Origin of the sequence: Sphingobium limneticum, assembly GCF_008710155.1 — a bacterium.
Taxonomy (GTDB): domain Bacteria; phylum Pseudomonadota; class Alphaproteobacteria; order Sphingomonadales; family Sphingomonadaceae; genus Sphingobium; species Sphingobium limneticum.
Genome location: NZ_VYPZ01000013.1, coordinates 1 through 21,218, shown reverse-complemented (window position 1 = coordinate 21,218; position 21,218 = coordinate 1). Strand labels below are relative to the sequence as shown.

General features: G+C 63.9%; 26 protein-coding genes. 15 read left to right on the top strand and 11 right to left on the bottom strand.

Translation table 11 applies throughout. From position 1 onward, the window contains the following. Positions 1–61: 61 nt before the first annotated feature. Complete coding sequence (locus tag F4U94_RS15375) at positions 62–319, bottom strand: hypothetical protein (protein ID WP_007683334.1); 258 nt, start codon at positions 317–319, stop codon at positions 62–64. A gap of 77 nt (positions 320–396) precedes the next feature. Continuing rightward, the gene (locus F4U94_RS15370; protein WP_039335402.1) at positions 397–759 is read right to left on the bottom strand and encodes a hypothetical protein; all 363 of its coding nucleotides are present in this window, start codon (positions 757–759) and stop codon (positions 397–399) included. A gap of 260 nt (positions 760–1,019) precedes the next feature. On the opposite strand from F4U94_RS15370, the gene F4U94_RS15365 reads away from it, so the two are divergent. The 9 genes from F4U94_RS15365 (at position 1,020) to F4U94_RS15325 (ending at position 6,843) form a co-directional block, all read left to right on the top strand. Beyond that, positions 1,020–1,358 (top strand): hypothetical protein, encoded by a 339-nt coding sequence (locus F4U94_RS15365; RefSeq protein ID WP_037447968.1) that lies wholly within the window; start codon positions 1,020–1,022, stop codon positions 1,356–1,358. Positions 1,359–1,500: 142 nt separating this feature from the next. Then, entirely contained in the window at positions 1,501–1,980 is a 480-nt protein-coding gene (locus tag F4U94_RS15360; RefSeq protein WP_062345064.1) for a heavy metal-responsive transcriptional regulator, read from the top strand. Continuing rightward, entirely contained in the window at positions 1,977–2,198 is a 222-nt protein-coding gene (locus F4U94_RS15355) for a hypothetical protein (RefSeq protein ID WP_150411967.1), read from the top strand. Before F4U94_RS15360 ends, F4U94_RS15355 begins: the two co-directional genes overlap by 4 nt. A 58-nt stretch (positions 2,199–2,256) precedes the next feature. After that, positions 2,257–2,577 (top strand): hypothetical protein, encoded by a 321-nt coding sequence (locus F4U94_RS15350; protein ID WP_150411966.1) that lies wholly within the window; start codon positions 2,257–2,259, stop codon positions 2,575–2,577. 23 nt (positions 2,578–2,600) lie between these two features. Then, positions 2,601–4,511: a 2Fe-2S iron-sulfur cluster-binding protein gene (locus F4U94_RS15345; protein ID WP_150411965.1), complete on the top strand. Its 1,911-nt coding sequence runs from the start codon at positions 2,601–2,603 to the stop codon at positions 4,509–4,511. Next, positions 4,511–5,239 (top strand): hypothetical protein, encoded by a 729-nt coding sequence (locus tag F4U94_RS15340; protein ID WP_150411964.1) that lies wholly within the window; start codon positions 4,511–4,513, stop codon positions 5,237–5,239. Before F4U94_RS15345 ends, F4U94_RS15340 begins: the two co-directional genes overlap by 1 nt. After that, positions 5,236–5,958 (top strand): hypothetical protein, encoded by a 723-nt coding sequence (locus F4U94_RS15335; protein ID WP_043150670.1) that lies wholly within the window; start codon positions 5,236–5,238, stop codon positions 5,956–5,958. Before F4U94_RS15340 ends, F4U94_RS15335 begins: the two co-directional genes overlap by 4 nt. Further along, positions 5,945–6,388, top strand: a complete 444-nt coding sequence (locus tag F4U94_RS15330; RefSeq protein WP_037476104.1) for a DUF1622 domain-containing protein — start codon at positions 5,945–5,947, stop codon at positions 6,386–6,388. The genes F4U94_RS15335 and F4U94_RS15330 overlap by 14 nt, the downstream gene beginning before the upstream one ends. 14 nt (positions 6,389–6,402) lie before the next feature. Then, a complete protein-coding gene (locus tag F4U94_RS15325; RefSeq protein WP_037476106.1) occupies positions 6,403–6,843 on the top strand; it encodes a four-helix bundle copper-binding protein in 441 nt (146 codons plus the stop codon). 146 nt (positions 6,844–6,989) lie between these two features. On the opposite strand, the gene F4U94_RS15320 is transcribed toward F4U94_RS15325, so the two are convergent. The 7 genes from F4U94_RS15320 to F4U94_RS15300 all read right to left on the bottom strand — a co-directional run bounded on the left by F4U94_RS15320 (position 6,990) and on the right by F4U94_RS15300 (position 11,292). Next, entirely contained in the window at positions 6,990–7,736 is a 747-nt protein-coding gene (locus tag F4U94_RS15320; RefSeq protein WP_009824013.1) for an HAD-IIB family hydrolase, read from the bottom strand. Then, complete coding sequence (locus F4U94_RS25550) at positions 7,669–7,854, bottom strand: hypothetical protein (protein WP_202807666.1); 186 nt, start codon at positions 7,852–7,854, stop codon at positions 7,669–7,671. Before F4U94_RS25550 ends, F4U94_RS15320 begins: the two co-directional genes overlap by 68 nt. Further along, positions 7,838–8,032 carry a hypothetical protein gene (locus F4U94_RS24385; protein ID WP_037476108.1) on the bottom strand — a complete coding sequence of 65 codons (195 nt, stop codon included), beginning with the start codon at positions 8,030–8,032 and terminating at the stop codon, positions 7,838–7,840. Before F4U94_RS24385 ends, F4U94_RS25550 begins: the two co-directional genes overlap by 17 nt. 34 nt (positions 8,033–8,066) lie before the next feature. Continuing rightward, a complete protein-coding gene (zwf, locus tag F4U94_RS15310; RefSeq protein WP_211363306.1) occupies positions 8,067–9,416 on the bottom strand; it encodes a glucose-6-phosphate dehydrogenase in 1,350 nt (449 codons plus the stop codon). 182 nt (positions 9,417–9,598) lie between these two features. Further along, positions 9,599–9,925: a Rap1a/Tai family immunity protein gene (locus tag F4U94_RS25545; RefSeq protein ID WP_354957803.1), complete on the bottom strand. Its 327-nt coding sequence runs from the start codon at positions 9,923–9,925 to the stop codon at positions 9,599–9,601. 75 nt (positions 9,926–10,000) lie between these two features. Further along, the gene (locus F4U94_RS15305; protein WP_228165648.1) at positions 10,001–10,405 is read right to left on the bottom strand and encodes a PepSY domain-containing protein; all 405 of its coding nucleotides are present in this window, start codon (positions 10,403–10,405) and stop codon (positions 10,001–10,003) included. Further along, entirely contained in the window at positions 10,402–11,292 is an 891-nt protein-coding gene (locus F4U94_RS15300) for a DUF1259 domain-containing protein (RefSeq protein WP_150411963.1), read from the bottom strand. Before F4U94_RS15300 ends, F4U94_RS15305 begins: the two co-directional genes overlap by 4 nt. 168 nt (positions 11,293–11,460) lie before the next feature. Between F4U94_RS15300 and F4U94_RS15295 the strand changes: the two genes are divergently transcribed. From F4U94_RS15295 to istB, 6 genes are all read left to right on the top strand, one after another. Then, complete coding sequence (locus F4U94_RS15295) at positions 11,461–12,411, top strand: chromate resistance protein ChrB domain-containing protein (RefSeq protein WP_025160483.1); 951 nt, start codon at positions 11,461–11,463, stop codon at positions 12,409–12,411. 2 nt (positions 12,412–12,413) lie between these two features. After that, positions 12,414–13,811, top strand: coding sequence for a chromate efflux transporter (gene chrA, locus F4U94_RS15290; RefSeq protein ID WP_017184237.1), 1,398 nt, complete (start codon positions 12,414–12,416; stop codon positions 13,809–13,811). A gap of 11 nt (positions 13,812–13,822) precedes the next feature. Continuing rightward, a complete protein-coding gene (locus F4U94_RS15285; RefSeq protein WP_150411962.1) occupies positions 13,823–14,554 on the top strand; it encodes a superoxide dismutase in 732 nt (243 codons plus the stop codon). 88 nt (positions 14,555–14,642) lie between these two features. Beyond that, positions 14,643–15,662, top strand: coding sequence for a Cj0069 family protein (locus F4U94_RS15280; RefSeq protein ID WP_170271946.1), 1,020 nt, complete (start codon positions 14,643–14,645; stop codon positions 15,660–15,662). Between the two features lie 57 nt (positions 15,663–15,719). Next, positions 15,720–17,219 carry an IS21 family transposase gene (gene istA, locus F4U94_RS15275; protein ID WP_093068369.1) on the top strand — a complete coding sequence of 500 codons (1,500 nt, stop codon included), beginning with the start codon at positions 15,720–15,722 and terminating at the stop codon, positions 17,217–17,219. Between the two features lie 20 nt (positions 17,220–17,239). Beyond that, complete coding sequence (gene istB / locus F4U94_RS15270) at positions 17,240–18,046, top strand: IS21-like element helper ATPase IstB (protein WP_165890053.1); 807 nt, start codon at positions 17,240–17,242, stop codon at positions 18,044–18,046. Between the two features lie 1,331 nt (positions 18,047–19,377). Here istB and F4U94_RS25015 read toward each other — a convergent pair. Both F4U94_RS25015 and F4U94_RS25010 read right to left on the bottom strand, forming a co-directional pair. Then, a complete protein-coding gene (locus F4U94_RS25015) occupies positions 19,378–20,052 on the bottom strand; it encodes a multicopper oxidase family protein (protein WP_249042056.1) in 675 nt (224 codons plus the stop codon). 72 nt (positions 20,053–20,124) lie between these two features. Next, positions 20,125–20,844, bottom strand: a complete 720-nt coding sequence (locus tag F4U94_RS25010; RefSeq protein WP_282957471.1) for a multicopper oxidase domain-containing protein — start codon at positions 20,842–20,844, stop codon at positions 20,125–20,127. Positions 20,845–21,218 lie beyond the last annotated feature (374 nt).

Here is a 21,218-nt window from a genome sequence, read left to right as displayed (position 1 = left end):
ATATCATCCCCTCATGACAGAGGCGGCGCGCCAAGATGTGACGCGCCGCTCCGGAGCGGGTTTAGCCCTTGTCCGACCTGACTGCGCCGCGCATGCAGTCGGCGGCGCTTGCCTGCATCATCGCGCAATCGCAGCTGGCCATGTCCCGGCTGTCGGGCACCCATATGCGGACACGCGCAGGGCCAGTCGCCCGCGGACCATATTGCGGCGCCGACCGCCATTCCCAATGGCCTTGCGGCGTGCGGCTCGCGTCGGTTGCAAGCGCAGGCGCGGCGAGACTGAGGGCCGCCACAAGGGCGGCCGGAAGCAGTTTGATCATCACGAAAACCTTTGACTGAAAAGAAGGAAACCGGGCGCGCACGCATCGATCGATGCGCGCAGCCCGTGCTCGTTCAATCAGACAAGGCTGGTGGGAGGATCCGGCTCGGGCACAACCGCCTTGCCGGTCAATATCGTGTCGGTCGTCCAGAAGCTGGCCGCGTCGTAGAGACGCGCAGGCGCAACGCCGCCTGCCAGGTCCGCTGCGACCAGCGGGATCACGCACCCCATCGCGGCGATGCAATCGAGCGTCAGGCCCTTGCAAGGCTTTTCGCTGGGCGCAGGCTGCTGCTTGGCCATCATTGCCATGCAGTCTGCATCCATGCCCTTGGCCAGCGGCGCGCCTGCCGCCTGCGGCACGCTGTGCGCGGCCGCCATCTGGGCTCCGAAGAGACCGGACAGCGCTCCGATGACGAGCAGAAGGGCGAGCAGGCGTTTCACGAGCCTCGATATCTAGCGGGTTTCGCTGGCGCAGCCAACCAAAGTCTCGCGCCGCGCGGGTTTTGAAGTGCTGACGGCTGATTCCGTCAACTCCGCGTCAATAAAGATCTGGCCCGGGGAAGAAGACCGGCTGCGGCCTCTACGTATATCGAGGCTGGACCCGGGACCGTAGTCCCAAGCCTGAAGAGACGCTCTTCCCCCCGGCAGGTCCGGGCGGTGGCTTACCATCCAAGGAGGTGAATATGGTCAGAAAAACTCTCATGGTCGGGCTTGCCGGCATTTCGATGCTTGCTGCCGTCCCCGCTATGGCCCAGGGCATCGGGCACAGCTTGTTCATGCGCGGCTCGATCGTCGACACGGGCAGCAACGGCACGGTCGTCTGCATCGGCAAGGCCGATGGCGCCGAGGTCGGCCAGAAGCTCGAGGTCTATCGCGTCGTGACCCATCCGGGTCCGCCCAAGGGCGTGGCGCCGACCTATCACCGCCAGCTCGTCGGCCATGTGACGATCGATCATATCTTCGATGATCACTTCGCGCACGTGTCCGTCGCCGACGGTACGCCTGCCAAGCACGACATCGTCGAGCTTCGCAAGAACTGACGCGCCGGTGGCCCGGCGGCACACGCTGCCGTGATGCGAGGCGTCGGGGCAGCGGGTTGCCGGCGGCATGGGACCGTTCGGGCTCGAGGCGAAACCGCTTGACCCTGGACCATGGTCCAACCGGCATGATCGAGCGGATGACATGGGCAATTTCAAGATCGGCGAACTCGCCGCCGCCGCGGGCGTGGGCCGCGACACGATCCGCTATTATGAGCGGATGGGCTTGCTGCGCGAGCCCGCGCGCACGGCGGCGGGCTACCGGCTCTACGACGCGACCGACCTCGAGCGCGTCAATTTCATCCGCTCGGCGCAGGAGCTTGGCTTCACACTCGAGCAGGCCCGGAAGTTGCTGGCGCTCAGGGCGTCGGACACCGCGCATGCCCAGGCCGTGCTCGATATCACGCTCGCCAAGATCGCGGATGCCGAAGCCCGGCTCGAGCGCCTGTCCGATATCCGCGACATGCTGCGGATGCTCGCCGATGAATGCCCGGGTGAAGTACCCGTCTCCGATTGCCCGATCCTCGCCTTCCTGACGGCGCGGCGGAAAGACCAGCAGCATAACAAGAAACTTCAGGCAGCGCAGGACGAACGATCATCACTAGCGAAAGGGGTTTTGTCATGAAGAAAATGCGTTTGATCGCCGTCCTCACGCCGGCGCTGCTTCTGGGCGCCTGTGTGACCACGCGGCCGACCTCGGCGCAGGTCGAGAGTTGCCGGGCGATGGAGGGCAATATGGGTCTCCAGACGCCGCATGATCATGGCGAGATGAAGGGGCAGGGGCGCAACCCGATGAACCTCTCGCACGACCGGTGCCTTCAGATCCTGCGCAACGCGCAATGATCGGGTCCGGGCGCCATCCCTGGCGCCCGGACACAGTTTTCAAGCCAAGGAGCAAGCTATGATCAACCATGCGAAAAAAGCCCTTCCGCTTGTCGGCGGAAGCCTGTTGCTGGCGCTCGCGCTTTCGGGCTGCGACCGCCAGGCCGACCAGACGGTGCCGCCCGCGGCGAACAGCGTCGCCGCCACCCCGGTCCTGACCGACAGCGGCAACGCTGCAGACGCGGCGCCGATGGACGCGATGAGCAACCAGGCCGAGATGGAGCGGCATCACCGTCAGGCGATGGACCATGACGCGATGCGCGCCGGGGCCGGCAACCAGACCGTGCCGGCACCCGATCCCGCGCCGGGCAATGCGGCGATGCCGATGAAGGATATGTAGGCTCGCACACTAAGGGGATGAGGATGTCCAGGCGGATCAGCCTTCGACGCTTGAGCCTCGGCTGCGCAATCGCTCTCAGCCTGTCCGCGAGCGCGGGCGCGCAGGAGGGCGAGGATCATGCCGCGCATCATGGCGCAGGCATGCCGGCCGGCGGGGGCATGTCCGCACCGGCAGAGCCGGGGTCGTCGGACATGGCGAAGATGATGAACCCCATGATGGATCGCATGATCAATGGGGAAGGGGAGAATGAGCACGGCCACGAATCGCGCCGGACCGGCTTCATCTCGCAGCTGCTCGCCTTTCCCGCGCTCGACGAAGCGGCAAGGCAGCGGGTCGCTGCGCAGGCTGGCGAACGGGTAAGCACGGGCCTGGCGATGATCAACGCCGCCTCGGCCGACGGCGCGCGTGCAACCACGGTCTCAGCCCGGCTCGATGCGGCGCGGCGCCTGCGCGAGGGAACCGACCTGTTCCGCTCCGGCACCGCCGCGCAGGGCGCGATCGGCGGCTTGCAGCCGCCCCGGGAGGTCGGGCTTGCCTGGCTGCGCGATCAGCTCGACATCGACCAGGCCGCGCCCGGCCATGCCGGTCACTGGTTCGGCATCTCGCCCTCGCACCTGCTTCTCATGCTGTTCCTGGGGCTGGTGAGCGCCACGCTGATCGCGCTGCAGATCTTCCGCCTGCGGCGGATCGGAGCGATCGCCGGCGGTGTCGCCACCGCCAAGGTTCCAGCAAAACCGGAGCCGACGGCTGCCCCTCCCGCTACCAGGGTTGCGCCCGCGCCTGCACCCGTTGCCGACAGCGCTGGGCTCGCGCCGAGCAATGCGGCCGCACCCGGTGGGGCTTCGCTGCGCAAGCCCAAAAGCTGGGCGGGGCAGCTGCGCGTGGTCCAGATCGTGCGAGAGACGCCGAGCGTGCTGACCTTCCGGCTCGCGGACCCGGCCGCCGACCGGCTGCCGTTCGACTTCCTGCCGGGCCAGTTTCTGCAGGTTGAGGTAGAGCCCGAAGCGGGCAAGACCGCGCGCCGTTCCTACACGATCGCCTCTTCGCCGACCCAGCGGGCCTATGTCGAGCTGACGGTCAAGCGCGAGGAGCAGGGCGTGGTCTCGCGACATCTGCACGACAAGGTCGTCGCCGACGATCTGCTGAAGGTCAGCGGACCGTTCGGCGCCTTCACCTTCACGGGAACGGATGCGCAGAGCATCGTGCTGATCGCGGGCGGGGTCGGCATCACCCCGATGATGTCGGTGCTGCGCTATCTCACCGACACCGCGTGGAAGGGCGATATCTTCTTCTTCTACGGCGCACGGTCGACCGAGGAATTCGTGTTCCGCGACGAGCTCGAGCGGCTCGAACGCCGCTTTCCCAACCTCCATGTCGTCGCCGCGATGCAGCGCGCGCCCGGCACCGTCTGGATGGGCCCCGAAGGGCCGATCACCCGCGAGATGATCCTGGCTGCGGTGCCGGAGATCGCGAGCCGGCGGATCCATATGTGCGGCCCGCCGGCGATGATGGGCGCGATGCGCGGCGTGCTGGCGGAGCTCGGCGTCCCCGAAGCGCAGCTGCACACCGAGGCGTTCGGTCCGGCCTCGCTGCCGGCCGACCACGAGGATCTCGAGGTCAAGCCCGCGCCCGCGCCAGCGGATAAGCCGGCCCCGAGCGCCGAGGTGGCGCCGAGCACGGTGACCTTCTCCGTGTCGGGGGTGTCGGCGGCCTTGCCCGCGGACGAGACCGTGCTGGAGGCGGCCGAGGGCGCGGGCGTCGAGATCCCCTATGCCTGCCGTGCGGGCACATGCGGCGCCTGTGTCGTCAAGCTACTGCAGGGCGAGGTGACGATGGAGGTCGAGTCCGGCCTTGCGCCCGCCGACAAGGCGCAAGGCTATGTGCTCGCGTGCCAGGCGAAGGGAACGGGCACGCCACTCGTGGTCGAAGCCTGATGCGCGAACGCAGCGACATCGCCGTCGGCCTGCTGGTCGCGTTCCTGCTGCTGTTCCCGTTCGGCTACCTCGTGCATGTGTCACCGCGCTTTCCGGGCAGCCTCGCTGGCGGGATCATCGGGATCGCAGCGCTCGTGCTGATGCTGCTGACGCTTCCCTATGTCGCGGCCAAGCACATCGCCTGGGTCGACAAGCTGCTCTCCCGGCTCGTCAGCAAGCCGACCCTGCTCGCCATCCACATCTATGCCGGCGTGCTGGCGCCGATCCTGGGTCTGGTCCACGCCGCGCACAAGCTCGAAAGCCCGGTCGGACTGCTTCTGACCGTCCTCCTGCTGATGACGGTCATCACCGGCTTCATCGGCCGTTACCTGCTTGCCCAGCTTGGTCGGGCGCTGCGCGGACGCAGGTCGGAACTGGCCTCGCTTCGCGCCGCCTTCCTCGAGGAGCCGGCGGCGCCGACGCAGGCCGATACCGCAGCCGCGCCGCTGTCGGGCTGGAAGCGCTATCTGTTCGTCGCCGGGGATGCGCCCGCGGGCCAGCACCCCCAGGACAAGGCGGGGATCGCCGCGGCGCTGGCCGATACCGAATTCGCGATCCGCGCCGAAGAGGCAACCAACACCCTGTTCGCGCGATGGCGGTTCCTGCACATCCTGCTGGGCTGTCTCATCTTCGCGCTGCTCGCGCTCCATGTCGGCGCGGCGCTCTATTACGGGCTGCGCTGGCTATGAGCTGGCAGCGTCTTTCCTACGCCGTCTTCATCGCAGCCCTGCTGGTGATGGTCGCCGCGGTCGCAATCCGGATGCGATCGGACGCGCCGAGGGATGCCGGCCTGGTGGCGCAGCTCGTCTCGCCCGGCCCGCTCTCGAGCGCGCACCAGTCCTTCGCCGGCCAATGCACGGCCTGTCACACGCCGGGCAAGGGCGTCGAAACCCGGACCTGTCTCACCTGCCATGCAGGCACGGATTTCGGGACGAAGCAGTCGACGCAGTTCCACGCGAAAGCGACGCAGTGCACCTCCTGCCACGTCGAACATGAGGGAGAGCGCGGCATCATCCGCATGGATCACGCCGCGTTGCTCGACATGGCGAAGTGGCGGCAGCCGTTGGCGGGCATGTCGACAAACATTCGAAGCCTGACCCCCGAGACCGCGCTCAATTGCGCGAGCTGCCATGCGTTCCGCGATCCGCACCAGGGCCTGTTCGGCACCGACTGCGCGAGCTGCCACAAGACCGACAGCTGGAAGATCGCCAATTATCGCCATCCGTCGGTCAATTCGACGCAGTGCGCCGAGTGCCACAAGGCGCCGCCCAGTCACTTCATGGAGCATTTCAGCATGGTCTCGCAGCGCGCAGCCGGATCGAAGGCGCGCGTCGACCAATGCTATGCCTGTCACGCCACCGACAGCTTCAACAATATCCGCAAGCGAGGCTGGTATGATCACCATTGAGGCCGACTGGCTGAGCGCCTTCTTCCGGCTCGCGGTGATCGGCCTGGAACTGGCGGGTACGCTGACCATCCTGGTCGGCGCGGGGCTCGCAACCTTTCTGTTTGCGCGGCGGGCGAGGGCGGGCGACCGGACCGAGGCCTATAGCGCGTTCCGCTCGGCGCTCGGCCGCAGCATCCTGCTCGGCCTGGAATTCCTGGTCGCCGGCGACATCGTCAAGTCGCTGGTGATCAACCCGACGCTCGACGATCTCATCGTGCTGGCAGGGCTGGTGCTGGTGCGGACCTTCCTGAGCATCTCGCTCGGGGTCGAGATCAACGGCCACTGGCCTTGGGAGGAAACCCGGATGGCGCGGGAGAAGGCACGCGCGGCGTGGGATGGGTCGCCTGCGACGGCTGAGGCCGCCGGATGCGGTACAGCGCTCAAGGGATAGCAGATGGGAGGTGCATGATGATCGAGAGACGCGAATTGCTGATGGCCGGCGCCGGCCTTGCCGCCGCTGGAACGCTGGCTGTGCCGGCGGCGGGGCAGCAGCATCCAATGGAAGGGATGGCGATGTCGATGACGGACTGCATCGACGATTGCGTGGCTTCGCACCGCATGTGCCTGGAGACCGCCACCTGGCTGACCAAGCGAGGCGGCGCGTCAGCCACGGCGTCGCTGATCGCCATGCTGAACGACTGTGCGGAACTGTGCCAGGCGTCCGCCAACTCGATGCTGCGCGAATCCCCCCTCCATACCATCCTGTGTCGCGCCTGCGCTGACGCCTGCGAACGATGTGCGCGGGAATGCCTGAGCCACGTCGTGGACGAGCGGATGAAGCGTTGCTCGGCTACCTGCAAGGACTGCGCCGCCAGCTGTCGGATGATGGCGGACATGGCGAGCTGAGTTTCCTCGGACACGCCCAGGCGTAGTGGGGTCAAGCAGATCCGGCACTATTGAAGCGATCCGTCGGCTCCACAATGTGGGGCCGCTGCGAAGCTGGGTCGTATGGGTGCGAAAGCGGGACTGGTTAAGGATCGGCGGTAGCGCATCTAGACCAGCCAGGCAGCGATCGCGCCAACCACCGACTTGGTTTCGGCAACGTCGCGGACTCGCACGGTATCCAGCCCGAGGTGCTTGGCCGGATAATCATTTCCGCCCGGGAAGATCGCGTCACCGAAGAAGATCATCTCGTCGAGTGCGACGCCGGTCTGCTCGGAAAGGCGCTTAAGGCCATAGGCCTTGTCTATGCCTTCGCGGGTGATGTCGATCGATGTCGCCCCGCCGATATTGATGGCAAAGCCTGGCAGCAACGGCTGGAGCAGGGCCTGCAATTTCTTGCGCTTGGCGTGATCCGGATCCCACGTGTCCTTGGCCTCGAGCGGCGCCTGCTGACCGAGCGCGGAGAATGTGATCTGGCTGCCGCGATCCTCGATCTGCTCGCCCCAGATGTTCTCGTTTGCATAGCCCGCCTGCTCGACCGCCTTGGTCAGTGCTTCGCGGATGCGCTGGCTTTCGTCGCCGGTGAACAGATCGGCATAGATACGCGTCCATTGGCCGTCGGCGTGACGATAGAGCTTGGTGCCCGTGGTCGGCTGGATGATGAAATTGTCGAGCCGCGCCCGGGCAGGCATGCGTGACACCACCTGTTTCTCGAATTGCGGCCAGTCGCCTCCGGAGATGATCGCTACCATCGTCACGTCGAGCAGGCGGGTAAGCAGATCCGCCATTTCATCGTCGAGCGGCTGCTTGCTGAGCGCGAGCGTTCCGTCGAGGTCGAAAGCGGCCAGTCGCTTCATGATGATCTCCCACAAGCGGCAGCAGAAATGCGTCGATGGCATCGGCGATGCCATCTTTGTCGTTGCTGGTTGAAATGTAGTGCGCTGCGCTACGGATCTCCTCAGGCGTCTTGCCCATGGCGATCGATAGCCCGGTGCGCACGAGCAAAGGGCAGGTCATTGGGCATGTGGCCGAGCGCCCGCGCCAGGGCATCGACGCCAGCTCGCTTGTTGGCATAGGAGTTGGTGATGTCCAGATAGTAGGTCCGCGACCGGGCAGTCGTCGCCGACGCCAGGCTCTTGTCCTTGCGAACCAAAGTCCGTCGATGTCGGAGATGACGAGGCCAAGCATCATTGGCCGATCCTGTGCCAGAAGCGGCCATCGCGTTCGAGTAGGGCATCTGCGCCGGCCGGGCCGGCGCTGCCTGGTGCATAGGATTCAAGCCTGCCCTTGCCCTTGGCCCAGCGATCGAGGATCGGCTGGACCGCGGCCCAGCCCGCCTCGATCTGCTCGGCGCGCTGGAACAATGTCTGGTCGCCGGTCATCATGTCATAGAGCAAGGTTTCGTAGCCGGTCCGGCCCGACAGTTTGAAGTGGTCGGCATAAGTGAAATTGAGCGTTGTTCCTGCGGTCTTGATCACTGGACCCGGTTTCTTGACCAGCATGTCTAAGACGATGCTTTCGTCCGGCTGCAGCTGGAAGATCAGGCGATTGGCTGGCAGGCGGTCGATCGGACAATCGCGGAATAAAGCGTAGGGCACTGCCTTGAACGTGACGACGATCTCCGTATCGCGCGCTGCCAGCGCCTTGCCGGTGCGCAGGTAGAAGGGCACGCCGGCCCAGCGCCAGGTGTCGACTTCCAGCTTCAGTGCGACATAGGTCTCGGTCCTGCTGTCGGCAGCGACATCCGGGACCTTACGATAGGCCGGCACGTTGCGGCTGCCGACACGGCCCTTGCCATATTGGCCGCGCACTGCGCAGACTGCGGTGGGCTTGCGGATCGCGCGCAACACCTTGGCCTTTTCGTCGCGGATCGCGTCGGCATCGAAGCTGTTGGGCGGCTCCATCGCGATCATCGCCAGCAGCTGGAACAGATGGTTGGGGACCATGTCGCGGAGCGCGCCGGTTGCATCGTAGAAAGATCCGCGCGATCCGACCTCGACCGTCTCGGCAGCGGTGATCTGGACATGGTCGATATAGCGATTGTTCCACACCGCTTCGAACCATTGGTTGGCGAAGCGCGCGACCAGGATGTTCTGGACAGTTTCCTTTCCCAGGAAATGGTCGAGCCGGTAGATCTGGCTTTCCGGGAGCAAGGCGAGGATTCGGGCGTCAAGCGCCTTGGCCGAGGCGAGGTCGTGGCCGAACGGCTTTTCGATCGCGACGCGGCGGAACCGACTGCCCGCTTCCGCCATCAGGCCTTTGGCGGCAAGCTTTTCGACGATGGCGCCGAAGAATTGCGCCGGCGTGGCAAGGTAGAAGACCGCGCTTCGGTCGCCCAACGCCTGGGCGACATCGTCGAACACCCGGTCTGCGGTGAAATCGCCCTGGAGGTAGGCGATGCGCTTGCGCAGATCACGCCAGCAATCGCCCTCGGTCGCGAACTTATCCAGGCTGGCGCGCAACGTCTCGTCATCGCCATCGCTGCGGCCGATGCCGAGGATGGTGAATTCCTTTCCCAGTAATCCGTCGGTGCACAGATGGCGTCACCTCAAGGTTTGTGCGCCAGACAACGATTTGGCAGACATAATGCGAACATCGGCTAATTAGCGAGCTTGAGGCGCGACATGGGATCGTTGAGCTGGCGGAATTCACCGCCAGGCGGACGCTCCGCCTGCCCTCAAAGGCAGCCGCCGGGCAGGCTACGCCGCGGGGTACGATGCTACTGACATGGCCAAGCCTTCGCTAACGAGCGTTCAGCTCCGGCCACCATATGAACACTCATAAAATAGCTATTCTGCTCCGCCCAGCGTAAATATGCCGCGCGCAGCGCCGATCGGTCATAGCGTGGAGCGCGGCATTCCGCTTTTCGCGCGACGATCATCATGTCGAGCACGCCTTGGAGGTAAGCGCCGCATCGCGGCTCATTCGCTTGACAGCTTACGAACAACGCCGAGCCCGTCGCCGACGCGGGTTCGGTTTGGCTGATCGCACTATCAGGCAGGGCGGCCAAAGCGGCGCATAACAATATCCATCGCCTTGGCCGCATTTTCGTCTCCTATTCCGCAGTATCATTTCGGAAGGGGCGCACGGCCCTCGACGGCCGGCGCCCCGTGCTGATCCATCATTCGCGGCCGAGCACCTGGCCTTCGGGCGTGACGAACAGTTCGATCGTCTTTCCGTCGCTGTTCTTGCCCTTGATTTCATAGAGCGTGCTTCCGTCCGCCTTTCGGGTGACTTGCTCCGCTTTGCTTATTGACGCGAGTTGCGCGCGTGCCGCGTTCATCGCGGCCTCGGGCACCTGAGCAAGCGGGATGTCTCGTTCGCTGTGCTTGCCGATTATCCGGTTTTCGTTCGCCTCGTGGTTTTGCGCGATCGCCACGCCCGCGATCGCCAGCGCGGCCGCGCCCACGCCTGCGACAACAGTGAGAGTTCGTTTGCTAGCCATGTTCCATTCCACTTCCTGCATAAGGGCCGTGGGGTCGGGCGGGCGGCGGTTACGGCCCAATGAGCCGTCGTCCGAGTTCAACTCCTCTGATTGTTCATCCTGTCGAGCGCCGCGCGCAGCCCACGGGCGAGCTTGGCTGCGTCGTCGTTGGCCCAGAAGTGCATGAAGAACAGCCGCGACTCGTCGTTTAGCATATGATTATGCAGCGCCGTGACCTCGATCCCGTTCGTCCGCAGCACGCGCAGGACCGGATCGACCTCGTTTGCGACAAGTACGAAATCGCCGGTGATGGCGGCTCGGCCGTCCCCGGTTGGCTGAAAGTTGATCGCGGTCGCCGTGCCCATCGTCGGCGGAGTCTCCATATCGCCGTCCATCAGCCGCTCGGCGCGCGGAAAGCTGTATTGGAGGATGCCACCGGCCGTCTTGCCCTCACCGCCCATCAACCGGTTGAGCGCGGCCACATCGAGGTCGAGCCGCGATGCGGCTGCGCTGGCCGAAGGCGATTGCGGCGCGGCGAGCGGGGTCCGACTGGCTGATAGCGCTTGCCGGAGCGCGGCCGCGAGCTTGACCGGGTCGCCGTGGCCGGCAATGTGCATGTACATGGTCGCAGGCGAAGAGCGGAGCAGGTGATTGTGGAGCGCGGTGATCGTAAAACCGCTTGCGAGCAGGCGGCTCAAAACGGGGTTCACCTCGTCGTGGGTCAGCACGAGATCGCCCATCACCATCGCCTCGTCGCCCATCGGCTGAAACGCCGCCCAAGAGCCGAGCGCGAGGGAGGGCTTGATCGTCACCCCATCCAGCGTGACGCTCAGGTCCGAACGCGGGAAGCTGTAGCGGTGAACGCCCCCCGGCTGTTCGGCCCCCGCTCGTCCTATCGCCCGGTCGACAGCCGACCAGTCCGGCGCTGCCCATGCCGGGCTTGCCAGCAGGAGGCTGGCGAATCCCAAGGCGATGGTCTTTTTCAGCATAATTGATCCTTCATCAGCGCACTCGACACGGAAAGCCTCACGTCATGCGAGCGCGCCGCCGGCGAGCCGCGACATTGCGCTCCGGTTTCTTTCTTCGGGATAAGCAGTCCTATGCTCATGAGGCTTGTGATGCAACCCTTACACTTGTAGGCTAGTGACGATACAACTATGACAAATACACAAGCTTCCCCTTGGTTGCTCCTGATCCCGCAGCTTCCGGCTAAGCCTGCCTATTTGCGGGTGAAGGTCTGGCGGCGTTTGCAGGCGATCGGGGCCGCGCCGCTCAAGAACGCCGTCCATGCGCTCCCCAATCGCGAGGACACGCGCGCGCTGTTCGAAGAACTGCATCGCGAGATCACCGAAAATGGCGGCGAGGCGCTGATCCTCGAAGCGCGCCTTGTCGGCGGCATGGGCGATGCGGAGCTGCGCGGAGTGTTCGACGCTGCGCGTGACGCCGACTATGAGGAGTTGGCACGCGAGGCGCGCGCGCTGTGTGAGGGCGAGTATGTCGCGGCGGCGGATGTGGGCCGCCTGCGCAAACGCCTGAACGAGGTCGCCGCGATCGACTTTTTCGGTGCGCATGGTCGGCAGGCGGCACAGGCCGCCATCACCGAGGCGGACCGCCGCTCTCACCAACATCCCGATGTGAGCGGCCCCGGTGCGCCCGAGCTGACCCCGGCGGAGCTAAAGCGCCGCGTTTGGGTGACGCGCCGCCATGTCCATGTCGATCGCATCGCGTCCGCCTGGCTCATTCGCCGCTTCATCGACCCCGAGGCGAGCTTCAAGTTCGTCGAGGGCAAAGGATATGTGCCGGAGCCTGACGAACTGAGGTTCGACATGGCGGACGCTGAGTTCACCCACGAAGGCGACCGCTGCTCCTTCGAGACCTTGGTGTTCCTCACCGGTCTCGAGACCGACCCCGCGCTGCGGGCGCTCGGCGAAATTGTTCACGACCTTGATATTGCCGATGCTCGGTTCGAGCGCCCGGAAACTCCGGGAGTGAGCGCGCTTATCGCCGGCATCTGTGCCGGCACCGACGACGACGAGGAGCGGATCGCGCGCGGATCGACCGCGCTCGACGGATTCTATGCTCACTTCACCCGGCGAAAAGAGGACTAAAGATGGAGGCCAGCGCACGCGCTGAAATCGCAGTCGAGACGCTGCACGAGCACGGCATCAGCTTTGGCGAGGCGGTGCGCGTCTGGATCAGGGTCGCGCTGCTCAGCTTCGGCGGACCGGCGGGCCAGATAGCGGTGATGCATCGCATCCTGGTCGAGGAGAAGCGCTGGATCGGCGAGGAGCGGTTCCTCCACGCGCTCAACTATTGCATGCTGCTGCCCGGCCCTGAAGCGCAACAGCTAGCTGTCTATATTGGCTGGTTGCTCCATAAGACCAAGGGCGGCCTGGTCGCGGGCGCGCTATTCGTGCTGCCCGGCTTCCTCGCGATTTTAGGGCTCAGCTATGTCTATGTGCTGCTCGGCGAAGTGCCGCTGGTCGAGGGATTGTTCTTCGGATTGAAGGCCGCCGTGCTGGCGGTGGTGCTACAGGCGGTGGTCCGGGTGGGTTCGCGTGCCTTGAAGAACAACGTCATGCGCGGTTTTGCCGCGCTGGCGTTCGTCGCGATCTTCGTGCTCGACGTGCCCTTCCCGCTGATCGTGCTTGCCGCCGCGCTGATCGGCTTCTTCAGTGGCCGCGCTGGTTACGCCGCATTCAAGGGCGGCGGCGGACATGGTCCCGCCGGCGCTGAGATAATCCACGACCGCGACACCGCTCTTGGCGAGGGCCTTCCCGACCATGCCCGGCCGAACCTCTCTTGGTCGCTGCGCATCTCCGGCGTCCTGCTGCTGCTCTGGCTCGGGCCGGTCGCAGCGCTGCTGTTCGCGTTCGGCCCCGACGACGTGTTCAGCCGCATCGCCACCTTCTTCAGCCAGATGGCGGTGGTGACCTTCGGCGGCGCCTATGCGGTGCTCGCCTATGTCGCGCAGGAGGCAGTCGAGACCTATGGCTGGCTCCAGCCCGGCGAGATGCTCGACGGGCTCGGCATGGCCGAGACCACGCCCGGGCCGCTGATCATGGTGACGCAGTTCGTCGGCTTCCTCGCGGCCTTCCGCGAAGCGACCGGGCTGCCGCCGCTCGTCGCCGCGACCTTCGGCGCAATCCTCACCACCTGGGTTACCTTCCTGCCATGCTTCCTGTGGATCTTCGCCGGCGCGCCATTCATCGAGCGGCTGCGCGGCAACCGCGCATTGTCGGCCGCGCTTTCGGCGATCACCGCCGCAGTGGTCGGCGTGATCCTCAATCTGGCGGTCTGGTTTGGTATCCACACTCTGTTCGAGCAAGTCCGCGAAGTGCCGTTCGCAGCCGGCACCATCGATCTCCCAGTCCTAACGTCCGTCAACTGGCCGGCGCTGGCGCTCGCGGTGGGTGCGATACTCGCCATGTTCCGGTTCAAGGCCGGCATGCTGCCGGTGCTCGGCGTCTGCTCGGTCCTCGGGGCCGCATATGTAATGATCATCTGAAGGAGTGACGCGTGACGATCGACCATCTTTCCCGACGCAGTGCAATCGCAACTCTTGGCATCGGAGCCGCCGCCATGACTATCAACGAAGCCTCTGCGCAGACGCCGGCCGCAGCGCCGGCGGCTGTCCCCGCCTTTGCCGGAAATCATCAGGTCAAGCCGCTCAGGTTCAATCCCGCCAGGCTTCACGGCCTCTCCGAAAGGCTGATCACATCGCACCACGAGAACAATTATGCGGGCTCGGTCAAGGCCCTGAATATGATCGAGACACGACTTGCCGCCGCGCTCGCTGACACGGACCTGCCGCCGGTGGTCTATGGCGGATTGAAGCGCGAGGAGCTGCACCGCACCGGCTCGGTCGTGCTCCATGAGGTCTATTTCGACGGGCTCGGCGGCAACGGCCAGGCAGCCGGTTCCATCCGCGACGCGCTGGGCGCGGCGTTCGGCTCGTTCGACCGCTGGGAAGCCGACTTCCGCCGTGCCGGGATGAGCCTTGCCGGCGGATCGGGCTGGTGCGTGCTCGTCTACAATCTCCACACGCGCTCGCTGCACAACCATTGGGCGTGGGATCATATGCACGGTGCGATTGCCGGCGTGCCGCTGCTCGCGCTCGATATGTACGAGCACAGTTTCCACATGGATTACGGCACCGCCGCCGCCAAATATGTCGACGCCTTCTTCCGCAACATCGACTGGGAAGTGGTCGACCGGCGCTATGCCGCGGCTTTGCGCGGCGGCGGCTGAACCCGACCGCCGTGGCTTAACACCCACTGCTGCGCGACACCTGAGTTCGCGACCACAAAGGGGACAGGTCCGATGGGGAGATGCAACAATGACATCCGGCCCGAACATCGCTCTTCTTTGGCGTGGGCAAGCAGCCGAGTGGACGCATCGCTTTCATGAAGCCCGGCAGTGGCCTGTACTGTACAGGGACGAGGCGGTTCGCGAGATTCGGGACGAGCTGCTGTCGTGCGACGCAGCGCTGGTCTGGGTGAATCCGTTGGACATTTCAGGCGACCGCTCGCAGCTCGATCCAATGCTGCGCGAAGTCGCGGGGTGCGGCGTTGTCGTCAGCGCGCATCCTGACGTGATCGCCAAAATCGGCGTCAAGGAAGTGCTCTACACAACGCGATCCATGGAATGGGGCAGCGATGTCGATCGATACGTGGACGCTGAAGGCCTTCGCGCTCGTTTCCCCGAACATCTTGCCGCAGGCCCGCGCGTGCTGAAGCCGAACTACGGCAACGGCGGCAGGAATGTATGGCGTGTCCAACTAGACGAAGCGGGAAACGCTCCGGCTTTGAAAACGTCGGTGAAAGTTCAAGAGGCCCGCCAAGGAAGCAAATCGGAGCGCATCAGCCTAGCCGAGTGCTTGGAAAGGTGGGTGCCGTTTCTAAACGACGGCGGCGTGCTGATCGATCAGGCTTATCAGCCGCAGTCGTCCGAGGGCATGGTCCGCTGCTACGTGTGCGGGCACCGAGTGGTTGGCTTTGGGCACAACCTGATCACTGCGCTGATGACGCCAACGGCCATTGATACAACGTCGTCAACCCCACAGCCGATGGGCCGCGCCATGTTCGGACCGGAGGTGACGCGCTTCGCAGCCTTACGGAAAGCGATGGAGGATCGCTGGATTCCAGAGATGCAAAGGTTGCTGTCGATCGCCGACCACGATCTTCCGCTTCTTTGGGACGCCGACTTCCTATTTCGCCCTGGTGAAGCCATCAGCGATGGCTCCTATGCGCTTTGCGAGATCAATGCTAGTTCGGTTGCACCATTTCCGCCAAGCGCCGTCCAGCCAGTGTGCAGGGCGGTGACAAACCAGGCCAATGGAGCGCCGGCAAATTGCTGAGCGCGGCGGAGTAAAAACCAGCCATTGGTAAGGTTGCTCTTTTTGGAGCGGCCGGGGATGTTTGCCGTGGAGAGCTATGCAGCGGTACGCCGCTTTGTGTTTGTTGAAGGGAACAGCCAGCGGGAGGCAGCGAAGGTTTTCGGCCTGAGCCGAGAGACGATCGCGAAGATGTGCCGTTTCTCGCTGCCGCCTGGCTACACGCGCTCCAAGCCTGTCGCCAAGCCGAAGCTAGGATTGTTGCTGCCGGTGATCGACCGGATACTGGCTGAGGATTACGTCGCGCCGGTCAAGCAGCGGCATACGGCCAAGCGGATTTTTGAGCGGTTGCGCGATGAACATGGCTACGGCGGTGGCTATACGGTGGTGAAGGATTACGTGCGGCAGAGCCGTGTGCGCAGCCGCGAGACCTTCGTGCCGCTGGCGCATCCGCCAGGGCACGCTCAGGTGGACTTTGGCGAAGCGGTGGGCGTGATCGGTGGAGTGCGGCAGAAGGTGCATTTCTTCTGCATGGACCTTCCGCAGTCGGATGCCTGTTTTGTGAAGGCCTATCCTGCCGAGACGACGGAAGCCTTTCTGGACGGACATGTTTGCGCGTTCGCCTTCTTTGGCGGGGTGCCGCTCTCGATCCTGTACGACAATACCAAGATCGCGGTCGCCAAAATCTGCGGGGATGGCAAGCGTGAGCGGACCCAGGCCTTCACGGGGCTGGTCAGCCACCACCTGTTTGCCGATCGCTTTGGCCGCCCAGGCAAGGGCAACGACAAGGGGAAGGTCGAAGGGCTGGTGAAGTATGCGCGCTCGCACTTCATGGTGCCGATCCCGCGCGCGGCGACCTATGACGACTTCAACGCAGAGCTGGAACGGCGGTGCCGGGCCCGGCAGGAAGAGCGAGCCGGGCGCCACACCGAGACGATCGGGGAGCGCCTGGCGGCAGATCTGGCGGCTTTGCGCCCGCTGCCCGCCGGCACGTTCGAACCATGCGAGACCAAGGGGGCACGCGTCTCCTCGACCGCGCTCGTGCGCTACCGCACCAACGATTACTCGGTGCCGACCTGCTATGGCTTCCAGGACGTTGTAGTGAAGGGCTTCGTCGACCGGGTTGTCATCCTGTGCGGGGGCGAGGAGATTGCCCGTCATCCGCGCTGTTATGGCGAGGCCATGTTTGTGGCAAACCCGCTGCATTATCTAGCGCTGATCGAGACCAAGCCAGGCGCGCTCGATCAGGCCGCCGCGCTTCAGGACTGGACCCTGCCGGAGGACTTCCAGCACCTGCGGCATCTCCTTGAGGTGCGGATGGGCAACAAGGGGAAGCGCGAGTTCATTCAGGTCCTGCGCCTGCTTGAGGCAATGCCGATGGAGGTGGTGACCTTCGCGGTGAAAGAGGCCATCCACATCGGGGCTATCGGCTTCGATGCGGTCAAGCAGATCGCACTGGCGCGGATCGAGCGTAGACCCGCCCGGCTCGACCTGGAAGCGTATCCGCACCTGCCCAGGATGGAGGTCAAGACCACACGCGCTGCCGACTATGCCAGCCTGCTGCCGGGGATCGCTGCATGAGCCGGGCGGGGGATGACAAGATGCCCATCGGCACGACGGCGGGCACGCCGCAGGTGCTGCTGGCGCATCATCTCAAGCAGCTCAAATTGCCCACCGTGCTGCGCGAGTATGAGAAGCTGGCCCGGGAATGTGCGCGCGATGGCGTGGATCATACCCGCTATCTTCTGCGCCTTATCGAGCTGGAACTCATCGACCGGGAGCGGCGCACGGTGGAGCGCCGTATCCGCGCCGCCCGGTTCCCGGCGGTCAAGAGCCTGGACACCTTCGACTTCACGGCCATCCCCAGCCTCAACAAGATGCTCGTGCTCGAACTGGCGCGTTGCGAGTATATCCTGCGGCGGGAAAACATCATCGCGCTGGGCAACAGCGGGACAGGCAAAACCCATGTAGCGCTCGCCCTGGGCTTGGCCGTCTGCCAGAAGGGCTTCAGCGTCCTGTTCACCACCGCTGCCGCCCTGGTGAACCAGTTGATGGAGGCCCGCGATGAAAAGCGGCTCCTGAGGATGCAGCGCGAACTTGCCGCCGTAAAACTGCTGATTGTCGATGAACTGGGCTATGTCCCGCTCTCGCCGACGGGGGCCGAACTGCTGTTCGAAACCTTCTCCCAGCGCTACGAGCGCGGCTCCACGATCGTGACCTCAAATCTACCCTTCGAGGACTGGACCCAGGTCCTGGGCTCTGAGCGGCTGACTGGCGCGCTCCTTGATCGCCTTACCCACCACGTCAGCATCCTGGCCATGAATGGCGACAGCTACCGGCTCAAGCAGTCTGCCCGCCGCCGCCGCACCGCCGGGGCGGACCAAAACCAGGCCACCACGCCCGACTGAAATGCCGAAAACGGCCAATATGCAAAGGGCCCCGATCGGGGCCCTTTGCATATCATCCGCGCCACATTCACTGGCCTGCTTTTACTCCGCCATGCTGGCCTAAAATCCGACCGCCGTTGACAGTCGGGGGGACGCCTGCGCCAGAGCTGGAAATGCTGAAGCGGCTGACATCAAATGCTCCTCTTGCCTTGGATCTCCATCGAATTCGTGGCGGCTAGGACAGCGGGAACAACCGGCATTTCGGCCTGGCGTCCCCTCCACGACTCGAACCTGCTCTGACCCTATCTGGGGCGAACGACCCGCGAAATTGTGATATATACGAATGGCGATCGGTCGGTTGACTGGGGCGCAAGAGCATCAGAACCGAAAACCGGTCGCTTGCGATTAGTACATCGGGCGGGCCTATATGCCTCCGCCTCGGCACCCGGCTTGAGCGTCCAAACCAACATGTCGGGATAGAATGAAGGTCACCTGGTCACCTTTTCCTCGTCCGGAAGCGAACTCGTCACCCCCGTTACCGCTCATGTGGTTGCTCGCTTGCACTGCGCATGAGACGATCACCGTCATCCCAAGTTCTGCGCCGGCTGCCTTGTCCTGGGCGATCTGCGATCAGATGCCATCGCAGGCGTCTCTTCTGTCTAGCGACAAATACGCATTACCACCGGCAGATGGTCGGCATAGTCTGCCCAGGGCAACCAACGAAGCTCGCAGCGGAGTGAGTGTGGATCGGAAGGGAACAGTATGACGATCGCGCTTAACGGGTTATATCGATGCCGGCTGCTCACTTTCACACGGTGGTCGTGTTCCATCTGGGCGATTTTCGCCGCGCTCACTGTGCCAACGCTACCTTCGCCGGCCAGGGTCGTTCCCGCAGGGGAAGATACCTCGACCACCAAGCTCGCGGGTGTCTGGTCATTTGATGGCCGATCCGGCTGTAAGTCGGGGATGGCCTGGGTTCTTAATCGCAACGGATCTTACAGCGAAATCCGATTGCCTGACCAGACGCCGCTTGGCGGAGGAAAGTGGTATGAACGCGGCGATACCATCTATTACTCATTGCCGCGAGTACTGACAGCGGCCGCGGGACGGCCCGACAAGCGTATGGTCATTATAGAGCGCGGCCCGCGGCGCCTGGTGGCCGTGACGAACCGCAGGGTTCGTCATGTGATGCACAAGTGTCCGGGATGATCGAATGCCTTCGATCGAGATGTGCGAAACGTTCTGGCCCAAGCCCGAAAAGGGAACAAAAACGAGAGCGGAGTTCGAAGTCACACGTCGAGCATTGCCCCCTTATTGGCATATGCAGGATTTCGCTTCTTGAGTTGTTCCCACTACGTCACGGAAAACTGACCCATCATGCCTTCGTCCTCGTGCTCCAGGATATGGCAATGGAACAGGAAGGGCGCTTTTGAAGCAGGCTGGTCGAAGCGGATTAATAACTCGACCGGTTCGTCCACGACGATGGTGTCACGTGGCCCCTGATCAAGAAGATCTGGTTCCTCGCCATCGCGACGTAGCACGTCGAAGTGCACTCCATGAATGTGGAAGGGATGGGCCATTTTCTGCCCGGAGACTTTCCATATCTCGACGGCGCCAAGCTCGACTTCCTCATCGATGCGATCAATATCGAATCGCCTGTGGTTGATCGTTAGCGGCTCTTCGTCGCTATCCATCATACCTCCCAGCCTCATGTTGAGCACCAGACGTCGCCGTGCGACGACCGTCGCCGGATCTGGCACCGCGCGGGACGCCAGGAGGAGCGGAAGCGTGGTGCTACCTCGCTTACTCGATGCCAAGCGCGGTGAAAATGTGAGGACAGTTTCATTCCCTGCGTTGTTTTCGCTAGCCTCGTGCCGATGCATCATGCCCATGCCATGCACCCTGAGGGTGCTTTGGTCCGGAGCCGATACCAACGAGACCGGTTTGCCATCGCTGAAGTCCACCAAGATCTCAGCCCGCTGACCGGAGGCCAGAGTGAGGGACTGCAATTCGACGGACTTTTCCAAAAGGCCGCCCTCGGTGCCGATCCAATAAAAGGCTCGTCCGTCGCTGAACGAAAGATCGTAAGTCCGGGCATTCTAACCATTTACAAGCCGCAGCCGCACTAAGCTTCTGGGAACGTCTGCTCGCGGGTTGTACGCGCCGTTTACGAGAATAACGTTGCCCCGCCTCCCGTCCAGCGCCACCATCATGCCCGCCGGTAACACCAGACGGCCATCCACGAACTGCCGATCCTGGATCAAGATTGGTAGATCGTCGACGCCGTAATCCGAAGGCAAACCGAGACCTTGCTCTTCCTCGTCGGTGACGAAGAGCAATCCCGCTAGGCCTGCATAGACCTGCTCCGCCGTTCGGCCATGTGCATGCGAATGATAAAAGAGAGTGGCCGCCGGCTGACGGATCGGCAGCGTCGGACGCCAAGTCTCGCCTGGACTAATGGTCTGGTGGGGGCTGCCGTCCAGCTCTCCCGGTACGAGCAGCCCGTGCCAGTGAACCGTGGTATCAGCAGACAGATTGTTGCTGACAGTCACCGTCACGTCGTCCCCGCGATGTACCCGCAGAGTCGGGCCGAGATAGCTTCCGTTGTATCCCATGGTGGCGCTCCGCCGCCCTGGGAAGAAAGTGGTTTCCCCTTCCTGCGCCCTCAGTCCAATTCTCTGCCCATGGTCGCGTGCATCTAACAGGCGAGGAATGGGCAGCGTGCCTGCTTGGTCCGGCGTCGCAAATCTGCGCGTGCATGCCGCCCCCAGCAGGAGGCCTCCGCCCGCCAAGACAGTTCGCCGGCTCAGAAAAGTCATTTCGAAGCCCCTCCTGAGCAATCGTGAAACTGACGCAAACGCGCTTTTCTCGATCCGATGAGATCCACCGAGGCGAAGCGCCGCTCTTCCCTTAAAGGGCGCGCGGGAGGGCAATATCCGTAATACCCGAACCGATCGCTTTTGTGCCCGCCCCCTCTGGGAAGACAAAATTGCCCTTCTAAGCTGGTTGCGGCCCTCGCCAGTTGATCAATAATCAGCCAGGCGAGCGTTCAATCACTGCGGCACCGGATCGTGTCCCACAGCGTGGTGTAGGTTCGCTGGGATAGCCACAGCGACCTCCGGCTAAGCCGGATTGATCATGCTGCCATGGCAGGCAACGTGATGATGGGATTATCGCTTAAACCTGAGACGCT

Coding starts and splice junctions, on each gene's coding strand:
- F4U94_RS15375 (WP_007683334.1), bottom strand. CDS start 319: ATGATCAAACTGCTTCCGGCCGCCCTTGTGGCGGCCCTCAGTCTCGCC.
- F4U94_RS15365 (WP_037447968.1), top strand. CDS start 1,020: ATGGTCGGGCTTGCCGGCATTTCGATGCTTGCTGCCGTCCCCGCTATG.
- F4U94_RS15360 (WP_062345064.1), top strand. CDS start 1,501: ATGGGCAATTTCAAGATCGGCGAACTCGCCGCCGCCGCGGGCGTGGGC.
- F4U94_RS15355 (WP_150411967.1), top strand. CDS start 1,977: ATGAAGAAAATGCGTTTGATCGCCGTCCTCACGCCGGCGCTGCTTCTG.
- F4U94_RS15350 (WP_150411966.1), top strand. CDS start 2,257: ATGATCAACCATGCGAAAAAAGCCCTTCCGCTTGTCGGCGGAAGCCTG.
- F4U94_RS15345 (WP_150411965.1), top strand. CDS start 2,601: ATGTCCAGGCGGATCAGCCTTCGACGCTTGAGCCTCGGCTGCGCAATC.
- F4U94_RS15340 (WP_150411964.1), top strand. CDS start 4,511: ATGCGCGAACGCAGCGACATCGCCGTCGGCCTGCTGGTCGCGTTCCTG.
- F4U94_RS15335 (WP_043150670.1), top strand. CDS start 5,236: ATGAGCTGGCAGCGTCTTTCCTACGCCGTCTTCATCGCAGCCCTGCTG.
- F4U94_RS15330 (WP_037476104.1), top strand. CDS start 5,945: ATGATCACCATTGAGGCCGACTGGCTGAGCGCCTTCTTCCGGCTCGCG.
- F4U94_RS15325 (WP_037476106.1), top strand. CDS start 6,403: ATGATGATCGAGAGACGCGAATTGCTGATGGCCGGCGCCGGCCTTGCC.
- F4U94_RS15320 (WP_009824013.1), bottom strand. CDS start 7,736: ATGAAGCGACTGGCCGCTTTCGACCTCGACGGAACGCTCGCGCTCAGC.
- F4U94_RS25550 (WP_202807666.1), bottom strand. CDS start 7,854: ATGGGCAAGACGCCTGAGGAGATCCGTAGCGCAGCGCACTACATTTCA.
- F4U94_RS25545 (WP_354957803.1), bottom strand. CDS start 9,925: ATGCGGCCAAGGCGATGGATATTGTTATGCGCCGCTTTGGCCGCCCTG.
- F4U94_RS15300 (WP_150411963.1), bottom strand. CDS start 11,292: ATGCTGAAAAAGACCATCGCCTTGGGATTCGCCAGCCTCCTGCTGGCA.
- F4U94_RS15295 (WP_025160483.1), top strand. CDS start 11,461: ATGACAAATACACAAGCTTCCCCTTGGTTGCTCCTGATCCCGCAGCTT.
- chrA (WP_017184237.1), top strand. CDS start 12,414: ATGGAGGCCAGCGCACGCGCTGAAATCGCAGTCGAGACGCTGCACGAG.
- F4U94_RS15280 (WP_170271946.1), top strand. CDS start 14,643: ATGACATCCGGCCCGAACATCGCTCTTCTTTGGCGTGGGCAAGCAGCC.
- istA (WP_093068369.1), top strand. CDS start 15,720: ATGTTTGCCGTGGAGAGCTATGCAGCGGTACGCCGCTTTGTGTTTGTT.
- istB (WP_165890053.1), top strand. CDS start 17,240: ATGCCCATCGGCACGACGGCGGGCACGCCGCAGGTGCTGCTGGCGCAT.
- F4U94_RS25010 (WP_282957471.1), bottom strand. CDS start 20,844: ATGACTTTTCTGAGCCGGCGAACTGTCTTGGCGGGCGGAGGCCTCCTG.